The 12512-nt window shown below is 71.4% G+C and carries 11 protein-coding genes; 4 read left to right on the forward strand and 7 right to left on the reverse strand.

Annotation, left to right across the window (positions count from 1 at the left end; translation table 11 throughout):
- Position 1 precedes the first annotated feature (1 nt).
- Genes ABZ939_RS03190 through ABZ939_RS03205 form a run of 4 tightly spaced genes read right to left on the reverse strand, consistent with a single transcriptional unit; the run spans position 2 to position 4722 of the window.
- Positions 2-586 (reverse strand): TetR family transcriptional regulator, encoded by a 585-nt coding sequence (locus ABZ939_RS03190; RefSeq protein ID WP_361848434.1) that lies wholly within the window; start codon positions 584-586, stop codon positions 2-4.
- A 46-nt stretch (positions 587-632) separates the two neighbouring features.
- Positions 633-980 (reverse strand): nitrite reductase small subunit NirD, encoded by a 348-nt coding sequence (nirD, locus tag ABZ939_RS03195; protein ID WP_361848437.1) that lies wholly within the window; start codon positions 978-980, stop codon positions 633-635.
- A 6-nt stretch (positions 981-986) separates the two neighbouring features.
- On the reverse strand, positions 987-3524 hold the full coding sequence (nirB, locus tag ABZ939_RS03200) for a nitrite reductase large subunit NirB (RefSeq protein ID WP_361848440.1): 2538 nt from the start codon (positions 3522-3524) through the stop codon (positions 987-989).
- Between the two features lies 1 nt (position 3525).
- Entirely contained in the window at positions 3526-4722 is a 1197-nt protein-coding gene (locus ABZ939_RS03205) for an FAD-dependent oxidoreductase (protein WP_361848443.1), read from the reverse strand.
- 383 nt (positions 4723-5105) lie between these two features.
- Here ABZ939_RS03205 and ABZ939_RS03210 point away from each other — a divergent pair, with 383 nt between their 5' ends.
- Entirely contained in the window at positions 5106-5888 is a 783-nt protein-coding gene (locus tag ABZ939_RS03210; protein WP_361848446.1) for a TSUP family transporter, read from the forward strand.
- A 12-nt stretch (positions 5889-5900) separates the two neighbouring features.
- Here ABZ939_RS03210 and ABZ939_RS03215 read toward each other — a convergent pair whose 3' ends face one another.
- From ABZ939_RS03215 to ABZ939_RS03225, 3 genes are all read right to left on the reverse strand, one after another.
- The gene (locus ABZ939_RS03215) at positions 5901-6518 is read right to left on the reverse strand and encodes a class F sortase (protein ID WP_361848449.1); all 618 of its coding nucleotides are present in this window, start codon (positions 6516-6518) and stop codon (positions 5901-5903) included.
- 119 nt (positions 6519-6637) lie between these two features.
- Complete coding sequence (locus tag ABZ939_RS03220; RefSeq protein ID WP_361848452.1) at positions 6638-7144, reverse strand: hypothetical protein; 507 nt, start codon at positions 7142-7144, stop codon at positions 6638-6640.
- Between the two features lie 245 nt (positions 7145-7389).
- Entirely contained in the window at positions 7390-8220 is an 831-nt protein-coding gene (locus ABZ939_RS03225) for an aminotransferase class IV (RefSeq protein WP_361848455.1), read from the reverse strand.
- A gap of 79 nt (positions 8221-8299) precedes the next feature.
- Here ABZ939_RS03225 and ABZ939_RS03230 point away from each other — a divergent pair, with 79 nt between their 5' ends.
- From ABZ939_RS03230 to ABZ939_RS03240, 3 genes are read left to right on the forward strand one after another with little or no spacing between them, the layout of a single operon-like run.
- Positions 8300-8920, forward strand: a complete 621-nt coding sequence (locus ABZ939_RS03230) for an NAD(P)H-dependent oxidoreductase (RefSeq protein ID WP_361848458.1) — start codon at positions 8300-8302, stop codon at positions 8918-8920.
- A gap of 15 nt (positions 8921-8935) precedes the next feature.
- Positions 8936-10669: an ABC transporter ATP-binding protein gene (locus ABZ939_RS03235; RefSeq protein WP_361848461.1), complete on the forward strand. Its 1734-nt coding sequence runs from the start codon at positions 8936-8938 to the stop codon at positions 10667-10669.
- On the forward strand, positions 10666-12501 hold the full coding sequence (locus ABZ939_RS03240; RefSeq protein WP_361848464.1) for an ABC transporter ATP-binding protein: 1836 nt from the start codon (positions 10666-10668) through the stop codon (positions 12499-12501). Before ABZ939_RS03235 ends, ABZ939_RS03240 begins: the two co-directional genes overlap by 4 nt.
- The last annotated feature ends 11 nt before the right edge of the window (positions 12502-12512 follow it).

Consider the following 12512-nt stretch of genomic DNA (forward strand, 5'->3'; position numbering starts at 1 on the left):
CTCAGTTCAGCAGGGACAGCGCCTGCTCCGCCGCGTCGCGGACCCTGGCCGGGTCGCTCGACGCCTTGCCGACCAGGCGGATGCCCTGCATCAGGACGAGCAGCATCCGGGCCAGCGCCTGCGGGTCGCGGTCCGAAGGCAGCTCGCCCTGGGCGCGGGCCCGGACCAGCGAGGCGTGCAACAGGGTCTCGATCTGCTCCCAGCTCAGCTCCACCCGCCGCGCCACCGCCCCGTCGTGCGGCCCCAGTTCGGCCGCCGAGTTGGTGATGAAACAGCCGGTCAGGCGGACCTCGTCCGTCCCCGCCTCGTCGGCGAACCGGCGCACCAGGGCCCGGACGGGCGGCAGTGCCGGCCCCGGCGCGGACAGTTCCTCCAGCATCAGCGGGTCCCGCGTCCGGAGGTACTGGTCCATCGCCTTCATGTACAGCTCGTGCTTGTTGCCGAAGGTGGAGTAGATGCTGGCGCGGCCGATCCCGAGGTGCTCGACGAGGTCCGACATCGTCGTCGCCTCGTAGCCGCGCCGCCAGAACAGCTCGAGCGCTGCCTGGAGCGCGGCGTCCGGATCGAATTCCTTGGTCCTGGCCACGCCTTCACCGTAGAACTATCTGGAACGTACGGTCAAGTACGATCGGTCATACCGCGTGGAGCGCGCCCTCGTGGACCCGGACCGGGTACACCGCCACCGCGACCTCCTCGTCGTCCAGGCAGCGGCCCGTCTCCAGGTCGAAGCGCTGCTTCAGGAGCGGCGAGGCCACGAACGGACGCCCGTTCGCCGACCCGAGCAGCCCCCGCGACAGCACCTGCGCCCCGGTGAACGGATCCCGGTTGTCGATCGCGTACGCGCGCCCCGACCGGTCCTTGAACAGCGCCACCTGCCGGCCGTCCGGCAGCAGCGCGGCCACGCCCCGGCCCGGCGTCAGCCGGGACTCGTCGCAGACCGTCATCCAGGTTTCGGGAGACGGAGACAGTTCGAGATTCATCGGGCTTCAGACCCCTTCCAGAGTTCCGATGGTGAGGACGGTCAGGTCCGGCTTGATCTGGTCGCGCTCGGGCACGAACTTCACCGACGGGTCCGGCGCTTCCGGCGCGTTCACGAACGACACGAAGCGACGCAGCCGGTCCGGGTCGTCCAGGGTCTGTGCCCACTCGTCCTGGTAGTCCGCGACATGGGCCGCCATCAGCGCCTCCAGTTCGTCGCAGAGCCCCAGCGAGTCGTGCACGACCACGTCCTTGAGGTGCTCCAGGCCGCCCTCCAGCCGCTCCAGCCAGGTCGAGGTGCGCTCCAGGCGGTCGGCGGTACGGATGTAGAACATCAGGAACCGGTCGATCAGCCGCACCAGTTCGGCGTCCGACAGATCCTGGGCGAGCAGGTCCGCGTGGCGCGGGGTCGCGCCGCCGTTGCCGCCCACGTACAGGTTCCAGCCGCTCGCCGTCGCGATGACGCCGAAGTCCTTCGACTGCGCCTCCGCGCACTCGCGCGCACAGCCGGAGACCGCCGACTTGAGCTTGTGCGGGGAGCGCAGGCCCCGGTAGCGCAGCTCCAGCTGGATCGCCATCTTCACCGAGTCCTGCACGCCGTAGCGGCACCAGGTCTGCCCCACACAGGACTTCACGGTGCGCAGCGACTTCCCGTACGCGTGCCCCGACTCGAAGCCCGCGTCGACGAGCCGGGTCCAGATCGCCGGCAGCTGCTCGACCCGGGCGCCGAACATGTCGATCCGCTGACCGCCCGTGATCTTGGTGTAGAGCCCGAAGTCCCGGGCCACCTCGCCGATCACGATCAGCTTGTCCGGGGTGATCTCACCGCCCGGGATGCGCGGCACGACCGAGTACGAGCCGTTGCGCTGCATGTTCGCGAGGAAGTGGTCGTTGGTGTCCTGCAGGGACGCCTGCTCGCCGTCGAGGATGTACCCGCCCACCCCTATCGTCGGCGCGAGGCTGGCCAGAATCGAGGCGACGGTCGGCTTGCAGACCTCGCAGCCCTCGCCGCCCCGCGCCTCCGGCCGCCCGTGGGAGTCGAGCAGCTCGGCGAAGGACGTCAGCCGCAGCGTGCGGGTGATCTCGTACAGCTCACTGCGGGTGTACGAGAAGCAGGCGCACAGCCCCTTGTCCTTCGGCTCCGGCAGCAGCTGCCCGATGAGCTTCACGCAACTGCCGCAGCCCGTACCGGCCTTGGTGCACTTCTTCACCTCGGGCAGCGAGGTGCACTGGGTGATCGCGTGCTTGGTGACGTTGTGGCACGAGCAGATGACGGCGTCGTCGGGGAGCGACGACGGGCCCAGCGCGACCGGCGCGCCCGCACCCGCCGGCAGGACCAGCTGCTCGGGGGAGACCGGCGGTACGGTGCCGGTGAGCGGCCGCAGCATGCCGTACGAGTCGGCGTCGCCGACCAGGACGCCGCCGAGCAGTACGCCCTCGCCGTCGACCACGAGCTTCTTGTAGACCCCGGAGCGGGAGTCGGAGTAGACGACGTCGAGGCAGCCCTCGGCCGTGCCGTGCGCGTCGCCGAAGGAGGCCACGTCCACACCGAGCAGCTTCAGCTTGGTCGACATGTCGGCACCGGTGAAGCCGTCCACGGTCTCGTCGGCGATCGTGGCCGCGGCCGTCAGCGCCATCTCGTAGCCGGGGGCCACCAGGCCGTACACCCGGCCGTCGGAGGCCAGCGCGCACTCGCCGATCGCGTACACGGCCGGGTCCGAGGTCCGGCAGTGCTCGTCGACCGCGATGCCGCCGCGCTCGCCCACGTTCAGACCGCAGTCACGGGCCAGCTGGTCCCGGGGCCGTACGCCCGCCGAGAACACCACCATGTCCGTGGCCAGTTCGGAGCCGTCCGAAAGGCGCATCCCGGTGACCGCGCCGTCCTCGGTCACGACCTCCTGGGTGCCCGTGCCCGTGTGGACGGTCAGCCCCATCTGCTCGATCGTGCGCAGCAGCGCCGCGCCACCGCCCTCGTCGACCTGCACCGGCATCAGCCGGGGCGCGAACTCCACGATGTGCGTGTCGAGCCCGAGACCCTTGAGCGCGCCCGCCGCCTCCAGGCCGAGCAGGCCGCCACCGACGACCGCGCCGGTCGTCGCCGTCTTCGCGTACTCCTCGATGTCGAGCAGGTCCTCGATCGTCCGGTACACGAAACAGCCGCGCGCGTCCTTCCCGGGGACCGGGGGGACGAAGGGGTACGAGCCGGTGGCCAGCACCAGCGTGTCGTACGCGAAGACCTGCCCGGAGCGCGCGGTGACCGTGCGGGCCGCGCGGTCGATCGTCTCCGCCGGGTCACCGACGTACAGCTCGATGCCGTGCCTGGCCATGAAGCCGTCCTCGACCATCGACAGATCGTCGGGGGTGCGGCCGTTGAAGTACGAGGTGAGCTGGACGCGGTCGTAGGCGGGGCGCGGCTCCTCGCAGAGCACGACGACCCGCGCGCGCTCGGTGACGCCCCGGTCCGCCAGCGCCTCCAGGAAACGCTGGCCCACCATTCCGTGGCCGACCAGGACGACAGTGGGGGTGTGCACGGGCATGGTCGACATCTCAGGAGCCTCCGTCATGGGTGAGCAGGTGGAGCAGGGGAGCGTTCGGAAGGGCCTCGTCGCCCTCCCACGCCCGGGCGAGGGTCCCGACCGCGGCGAGATCGCCGAGCAGCACGCCGCCGACCAGCCGGTCGCCGCGGACGACGACCTTGCGGTAGGCGCGCCGGGTGGCGTCGGTCAGCTGGACGACGTCGTCGCCGGGCAGGGGCGTGGCCTCGCCGAACGAAGCCAGGTCGAGCGAGACGGGACCGCCGAGCGTGAGCCGCGTCAGGGCCCGGGTGCCGGTGTAGTTCGCCGCGGCGGCGGCCGGCTGCGCCAGCAGCACGTCCGCGAGGGCGTCCGCCTGTTCCAGGGCCGGGCCGGCCAGGCCGTAGACCCGGCCGTCGTGCTCGGCGCAGTCGCCGATGGCGTGGATATACGGGTCGGAGGTCCGCAGCTCGTCGTCGACGACGATGCCCTTGCGGACGTCCAGACCGGCGTCCCTGGCGAGACCGACACGGGGCCGGACCCCGCAGGCCAGCACCACGACCTGGGCGTCGAGCACGAAGCCGTCGGCGAGCTCCACGGCCGTGACCGAGCCGTCCTCCTGGCGCAGACCGCTCACCCGGCACTCGGTGTGCACCTCCACGCCCAGCGACTCCACGTGTTCGCGGAGCAGCGCCGACGCGTGGGCGTCCAGCTGGCGTTCCATCAGCCGTTCGCCCTGCTGGGTCAGCATGACCTCGGCGCCCAGCGCCGCCAGCGCGCGGGCCGCGGAGACCCCGAGCAGCCCGCCGCCGATGACGACCGCGCGGACGCCGGGCCGGACGAGCGCCCGCAGCTCCAGGCAGTCGTCGAGCGTACGGAACGGGTGGACGCCCGACGGCAGCTGCGAGCCGCGCAGGCCGCGCAGCGGCGGCAGCACCGGGTTGGAGCCGGTCGCCAGGACCAGCCGGTCGTAGCCGACCGTCGTCCCGTCCTCGCACTCCACGGTCCGGGCGGCCCGGTCGATCCGCACCGCCCGCACTCCGCGCCGCACCGGCTCCTGCGGAGCGGGCAGCGCGATCACCTCGGGCGCGTACCGCCCGGCGAGGACGTCCGCGAGCAGCACCCTGTTGTACGGTGCGTGCGGCTCTTCGCCGAGGAGGGTGACCGGCAGGCGCTGGGCGAGCCGGAGGCCCGCCGTTCCGCCTCCGACCACCACGATCCGTGTACTCATGTCTCGAAGAGTGCGGTGCGGGTGTTACCCGTCGGCATCCCGTTTGTTTCCCGCACGGAACGCTGATCTCAGATCCGGGGGGTTCGCACTGTGAGGCGGTCGGGTGTGAGGCTCAACCGGTGGTCAGGGTGTCCTCAAGGGGCCTCAAGGATCGTGGGGGAGGGGCTGACCTGGGGTTCTCGTATACCGCCGGACCCTGGTGTGCGGGTGTGACGACCGAGGTCGGTGAACCCCTCTTCGACGTGGAGCGCGCCGCGTCTTCGACGTGGAACCCGCCGCGCCGCCCGCGCCCGACCGGGCACCGATCGGCACAACCTCAGACGTAGCTCAAGACTCCCGGGATCGATGGACGGCACAGCGATCGCCTCCCTAGGCTCGCGATCATGCCGCCTGACCTCTCTCTGACCACTCTCGTCCTGCTCTGTACCGCCGCGCTCGTGGCCGGCTGGATCGACGCCGTGGTCGGCGGGGGCGGGCTCCTTCTGCTGCCCGCGCTGCTGCTCGGGCTCCCGCAGGTCCCGGCGGCCCAGATCCTCGGCACCAACAAGGCCGTCGCGATCGTCGGCACGTCCGGGGCCGCCGTCACGTATGTGCGCAAGGCCCCGGTGCAGGTGAAGACGGCGGTACGCATCGGGCTCGCGGCCCTCGCCGGATCCATGGGCGGTGCCTTCTTCGCGGCCGGGATCAGCAGCGACGTACTGCGCCCCGTGATCATGGTGGTGCTGCTCGGCGTGGCCGCGTTCGTGATGCTACGGCCGTCCTTCGGGACCCAGGCGGCGGACAAGGCGCCCGTCGGCCGGGCGCGGATCGTCACCGCGATCGTGATCGTCGGTGGCGGGATCGGCTTCTACGACGGACTGTTCGGACCGGGGACCGGGACGTTCCTGGTCCTGGCGCTCACGGCCGTGCTCCATCTCGACCTGGTGACCGCCTCCGCCACCGCCAAGATCGTCAACGTCTGCACCAACGCGGGCGCGCTCGCGATGTTCGCGTACCAGGGCAGTGTCCTGTGGCAGCTGGCCGCCGTCATGGCGGTCTTCAACCTGGCCGGCGGGATGATCGGGGCGCGGATGGCCCTGAGCAAGGGCGCCGAGTTCGTCCGCGGGGTGCTGCTGTTCGTCGTCTTCTCGCTGGTCGCGAAGCTGGCCTTCGACCAGTGGAGCTGACGTAGGGCCGCCCTAGCGCACGCCGATGAGGTGGCCGAAGGCCACGACGTTCCCCTGGTAGCCGGACTTCTTGGTGAACGCGCCGCCACAGGTGATCACCCGCAGTTCGGCGCGGTCCGTCTCCCCGTAGACCTTCTCGTCCGGGAAGTCCTTGTTCTCGTACACCTCGACGGCGTCGATCGTGAACACGGCGGTACGGCCGTCCTGCCGGTCCACCTCGATCCGGTGGCCCTTCTTGAGCGCGCCGAGCGCGTAGAAGACGGCGGGGCCCTGCGCGTTGTCGACATGGCCGGCGACGATCGCGGTGCCCGTGGCACCGGGCATGGTGCCGCCCTCGTACCAGCCGGCGATGTTCCGGTCGGCCGCCGGCGGCACGTCGAGCGCGCCGTCCCGGCTCAGCCCGAGCCGCATCATGGGCGCGTCGACGTCGATCTCGGGGATGCGCAGCCGGACGGGCGCGGAGGGCGGCAGCGGGTCGGCCGCGGCGTCGGTGTGCGCGTTCGGCCCGGCCGCGAACGCCTCGGCGGCCGACGGGACCGGCGGGGTGACGTTCTCCGAACCGTTGTGAACGAGCCAGATGCCGACGCACGCGGCGATGGCTATGCCCCAGCCCTTGCGACTGCTGCTCACGGTCTGCCCTCTCGGGATCGTGCGGGGGTGTGGACCTGCCCCCGCCGGGCCTCATGCGGGCGCGCGGCGGGGGCAGGGCACGGGCGGTACGGCCAGGGAGCCCGGGAGAACCCGGAGCCCTAGCGGCCCTGCACGCCGCTCGCCCGGCGACGCAGGAGCCAGGTACCGCCGACGGCAGCCGCGGCCAGCACCGCCACGCCCGCCGTGACCTGGGCGGTGTCGGGGCCGACGCTGCCCCCGACACCGGTCTTGACATGGCCGCTCGGGCTCCTGTGCTTGACGACGAGTTCGCCGCGGGCGGTCTTGCCGTTGTCGCAGGCGACGCTGATGCCGAACGTGCCGGGCTTGGCGTGCTGCGGAACCGTGAACTGACCGACCACGACCTCCTTGTGCGTGCTCGGGTTCAGCTCGAACTCGCCCGCGCCGAGCGAGTTCGCGTCCCCGATGCCGTGCCCGTGCTTCCCGCAGGCGAGGGTGTTGACCGTGACGGTGGTGCCGGGGGTGGCGGAGGACGGGTAGACCTCCAGCGACTCGGAGTACCCGGCGTACGCCGCCGGTGCGGCGAAGGCGCCGATCGCGGCGGCCGTCAGCGCGGTACCGGTGAGCAGGCGGGCAGTGGTGCGCATGGGGATCCTCCGGGGCGCGCGAGCGGTCTTCCGTAGGACCGAGGTAAGTGCCGCGGCGCGCCCGGCGCCTGCTGACATCACATCAGAATTACGCCGTCCGATGCGGCGTGTCGTCTGGCGAGCGGGTGTTTGTGCAGGTCAGAGTGGATTACGGAGCGTCAGTCGACGCCTCGTGCCGAACGGGTGAACGGGTCACCCCGGCCCGGCGTCCGGCGTGACCCTTGATCCGCGAGGCGACGCCCCTCCTACAGCTCGTCCCACGGCACCGACGCGTAGGCCGCGTACACGCGGTCCATCAGCTTCTCGTCCACCTCGAAGTCCACCCCGCCGGACTCCACCCCACCCGACTCCACCCCTCCGGACGCCGGTCCGCCGGACGTCGGCCCCTCGATCCGGGTCACCGGCGAGATCCCGCGGGAGTTCGTCACGAAGGCCGCCCGGAAGTCCGTGAGGTCGTTCAGCGTCACCCGGCGCAGTACCGAATCCAGGCGGCGCTCCAGCAGGGTCATCGTGATGCCGTGCAGGCAGGGCGCCGACGGCCAGACCAGAGACGTGCCGTCCCAGAAGGCGATGTTGGTGACCGCGCCCTCGGCGATCTCGCCGTCCGGGGACGTCAGCAGCGCCTCGTCGAAGCCCTCGCGCCGCACCGCGTCCCCGAAGTATGTCTGGGCGAAGCCGCCCAGGTGCTTGATGTGGGGCACGGGCCGCCAGTAGGCGACGGACCTCAGCCGCTGCGGGGTCGGGACGTGCGTGTACGGCTCCCGCAGGGTCACCGCGGTCCGGGCGCCCCCGGCGAGGTCCGGGTACACGTACACCCGCGCCGCCGCGTCCCGCCGGCCCGCCGCTTCCAGGGCGCCCCGCAGCAGGGCCCGTACGTGGTCCCTGTCGATGCCCTCGCCGAACAACTCCCGGTTGGCGCGGTCGAGTCGGTCGAGGTGGAGGTCGAGACCCTGGACCCGTCCGTCACGCACCTGTGCCGCCGTGAAGTGGCCGTAGCCGGTCATGGTGCTCGCGAGCAGGGCGGGCTCGGACGCGGGGGAGCCGTCGAACTCGATGTGCGGGGGAGGCGTCGTCATGCCCTCACCGTAATGCGGAAACATCCGCGGAAAATCGGTGCTTGACCTCAACCAAACTTGAGGTACCAAGATCCTCGACATGGACATCACGAACCCCGCGAACTCCGAGAATTCCGCCACCTCCGCGCCGCTCAAGCTGGCCGTCGTCGTCGCCAGCAACCGCGCGGGCCGCTTCGGCCCCGTCGTCGCCGACTGGTTCCTCGGCCGGACCGCCGAACGCGACGATTTCACCGTCGACGTCGTCGACCTCGCCGACATCGACCTGCCGACCTCCCTGTCCTACGACCCCGACGCCACCGTCCGCGCCGAACTGGCCAAGGTCTCCCCGGTCCTCGCCGCCGCCGACGCCTTCGTCGTCCTCACCCCCGAGTACAACCACTCCTTCCCCGCCTCGCTGAAGTCCCTCATCGACTGGCACTCCACCGAATGGCACGCCAAGCCCGTCGGCTTCGTCTCGTACGGCGGAATGGCCGGCGGTCTGCGCGCCGTCGAGCAACTGCGCCAGGTCTACGCCGAGATGCACGCCGTCACTGTCCGCGACACCGTCTCCTTCCACAACGCGCACGGGCTCTTCGACGAGGACGGCCGCCACAAGGACCCGACCGGAGCCGGCGCCGCCGCCAAGTCGATGCTCGACCAGATCGCCTGGTGGGCGCACGCGCTCCGCGACGCCAAGTCCAGCCGCCCGTACGCGGCGTGAGGAGGGACGAGACCCATGCTCCTCCGACTCGTCGGCGGCCGGCTGCGGCCCTACCGGCGCACCCTGGCCCTTGTCGTCCTCCTCCAGCTCGTCCAGATCGTCGCCTCCCTCACTCTGCCCACCCTCAACGCCGACGTCATCGACAACGGAGTCCTGCGCGGCGACACCGCCCACGTCCTGGCCGGCGGCGGCCTGATGGCCGCCGTCACCCTCGTCCAGGCGGCCGCGGCCGCGACCGCCGTCTACTTCGGCGCCAAGATCGCCATGGGTGTCGCCCGCGATCTGCGCGCCGCGGCCTTCCGTCGCGTCCAGGACTTCTCCGCCCGCGAGATGAGCCGCTTCGGCACCGCATCCCTCATCACCCGCACCACCAACGACGTCCAGCAGGTCCAGACGTTCGCCGTCCTTGTCCTGACGATGCTCGTGGCGGCACCCCTGATGTGCGTCGGCGGCATCGTCATGGCCCTCGACCAGGACGTCCCCCTCGCCCTCCTCCTGATGCTCTTCGTCCCGCTCATGGCCGGGGCGGTCGGCACCGTCGTCCTGCGCATGAGGCCGCTGTTCCGCGGGATGCAGGAGCGCGTCGACCGGGTCAACCGCGTGATGCGCGAACAGATCACCGGCATCCGGGTCGTCCGCGCCTTCGTCCGGGACCGGCACGAGCAGCGGCGGTTCGCCGCCGCCAACGACGAGCTGCGCGAGGTCGGCCTCCGGGTCGGCCGGCTCCAGTCCGTCATGTTCCCGATCGTGCTGATCGTCTGGGAGCTCGCGACCGTCACCATCGTCTGGGCCGGCGCCCACCGGATCGAGTCCGGTGCCCTGCAGGCCGGTTCGCTGATCGCGTTCCTCGGCTACCTGCTCCAGATCATGATGTCCGTGATGATGGTGCTCTTCCTGATGATGCACATGCCCCGCGCCGAGGTCAGCGCCGAACGCATCCAGGAGATCCTCGCCACCGAACCGTCCGTCGCCCCGCCGGCCGCGCCCGTCCACGAGCTGCGCGGGCCGGGACAACTCGACATCATCGGGGCCGACTTCAGCTACCCCGGTGCCGAGGAACCCGTCCTCCGCTCGGTGAGCCTCACCGCCCGCCCCGGCCGCACGACCGCCGTCATCGGCTCCACCGGAAGCGGCAAGACCACCCTCCTCGGCCTCGTCCCGCGCCTCTTCGACGCGACCGGCGGCGAGGTCAGGGTCGGCGGCGTGGACGTGCGCGACATGGACCGCACGCTGCTCGCCCGTACCGTCGGGCTCGTCCCGCAGAAGCCGTACCTCTTCTCCGGCACGGTCGCCGGCAATCTGCGGTACGGAAAGCCCGAGGCGACCGACGAGGAGCTGTGGCACGCCCTGGAGGTCGCCCAGGCCGCCGACTTCGTACGGAACCTCCCGGACGGACTCGACGCGCCGGTCGCCCAGGGCGGCACCAACCTCTCCGGCGGCCAGCGCCAGCGCCTCGCCATCGCCCGGGTGCTCGTCGCCCGCCCGCGGGTCTACCTCTTCGACGACTCCTTCTCCGCCCTCGACTACCGCACCGATGCCCTGTTGCGCGAAGCCCTCGCCGCGGAGACCGCCGACGCGACCGTCGTCATCGTCGCCCAGCGCGTCTCCACCATCCGCGGCGCCGACCGGATCGTCGTCCTCGACCAGGGCCGCGCCGTCGGCAGCGGCACCCACGAGGAACTGATGCGGGACAACGCCACCTACCGGGAGATCGTCCTCTCCCAACTCACCGAGGAGGAAGCAGCGTGAGTGCACCGCAGCGCCGGGGGCCCGCCGTACAGCAGCGCGGGCCCGGCATCAGCACCCCCTCCCTCGAACGGTCCCTGAACTTCCGCTCCTCCGGTCTGCGCCTGCTGCGCACCATGGCCCCCGAACGCCCCCGGCTGCTCGCCGTGCTCGCCGCCGCGGCCGTCGGTGTCGCGCTCGCCGTCCTCAGCCCGATGATCCTCGGCCGCGCCACCGACCTCGTCGTCTCCGGCGCCGCGGGCCCGGCCGGTGTCGACTTCCCGGCGGTCGCCCGGGTGCTCGCGCTCGCGCTGGCCCTGGTCGTCGGCTCCGCCGGGCTCAACTGGCTGCAGCAGCGGCTCGCCACGACCGTCGTCCAGCGGGCCGGCCACCGGCTGCGCGAGGAGGCCCAGCACAAGCTGGCGCGGCTGCCGCTCTCGTACTTCGACCGGCAGCCGCGCGGCGAGGTCCTCAGCCGCACCACCAACGACATCGACAACATCACCCAGACCCTCCAGCAGGCCTTCAGCCAGATGGTCCGGGCGCTGCTCACCCTCGTGGGCGTGCTGGTGATGATGTTCTGGATCTCGCCACTGCTCGCCCTGGTCGCGCTGGCGACCGTCCCCGTCTCGCTGCTCGTCGCCGCCCGGATCGGCAAGCGCGCCCAGCCGCAGTTCGTGAAGCAGTGGGCCGTCACCGGGCGACTCAACAGCCATGTGGAGGAGATGTTCACCGGCCACGCGGAGGTCGTCGCGTTCGGGCGGCGCGACGAGGCGGTGGCACGCTTCGACGAGCTCGGCGAGGAGCTGTACGCGGCGAGCTTCCGCGCCCAGTTCATGTCCGGCTTCATCCAGCCGGCCCTGACCTTCGTCGGCAACGTCAACTACGTCCTGATCGCCGTGGTCGGCGGTCTGCGGGTGGCGAGCGGGACGCTGACCGTCGGTGACGTCCAGGCGTTCATCCAGTACTCGTACGAGTTCAACGGCCCGATCACCCAGGTCGCCGCCATGGCGAATCTGCTCCAGTCCGGAGTCGCCTCCGCCGAGCGGGTCTTCGACCTCCTCGACGCCGAGGAGGAGTCCCCGGCGGCCGCCGGCGCCCCGCGCCCGGAGAAGGTCACCGGACGGGTCTCCTTCGAGAAGGTCGCCTTCCGCTACGAGCCGGAGAAGCCGCTCGTGGAGGATCTGTCGCTGACGGTGGAGCCGGGGCAGACGGTGGCGATCGTCGGTCCGACCGGCGCGGGCAAGACGACGCTGGTGAACCTGCTCATGCGGTTCTACGAGGTGACCGGCGGCCGGATCACCCTCGACGGCGTGGACGTCTCCACGATGTCCCGGGAGGACCTCCGGTCCGGGATCGGCATGGTGCTCCAGGACACCTGGCTGTTCGGCGGGACGATCGCCGACAACATCGCTTACGGGGTCCCGGGAGAGGTCTCGCGCGAGCGGATCGTCGAGGCCGCCATGGCCACCCACGCCGACCGCTTCATCCGGACCCTGCCCGACGGCTACGACACGGTCCTCGACGAGGACGGCGCCGGACTCAGCGCCGGAGAGAAGCAGCTGATCACCATCGCCCGGGCGTTCCTGTCCGAGCCGGTGATCCTGGTCCTCGACGAGGCGACCAGTTCGGTCGACACCCGCACCGAGGTCCTCATCCAGCGAGCCATGTCCTCGCTCCGCGAAGGCCGCACCTCGTTCGTCATCGCCCACCGGCTCTCCACCGTCAGGGACGCGGACGTGATCCTCGTGATGGAGGACGGCGGGATCGCCGAGCAGGGCACGCACGAGGAGCTGCTGACAGCGGGCGGCGCGTACGCCCGGCTGTACGCGGCCCAGTTCGCGGCGGCGGCCTGAACGCGGAGCAC

It is taken from the genome of Streptomyces sp. NPDC046712 (genome assembly GCF_040645695.1).
Taxonomy (GTDB): domain Bacteria; phylum Actinomycetota; class Actinomycetes; order Streptomycetales; family Streptomycetaceae; genus Streptomyces.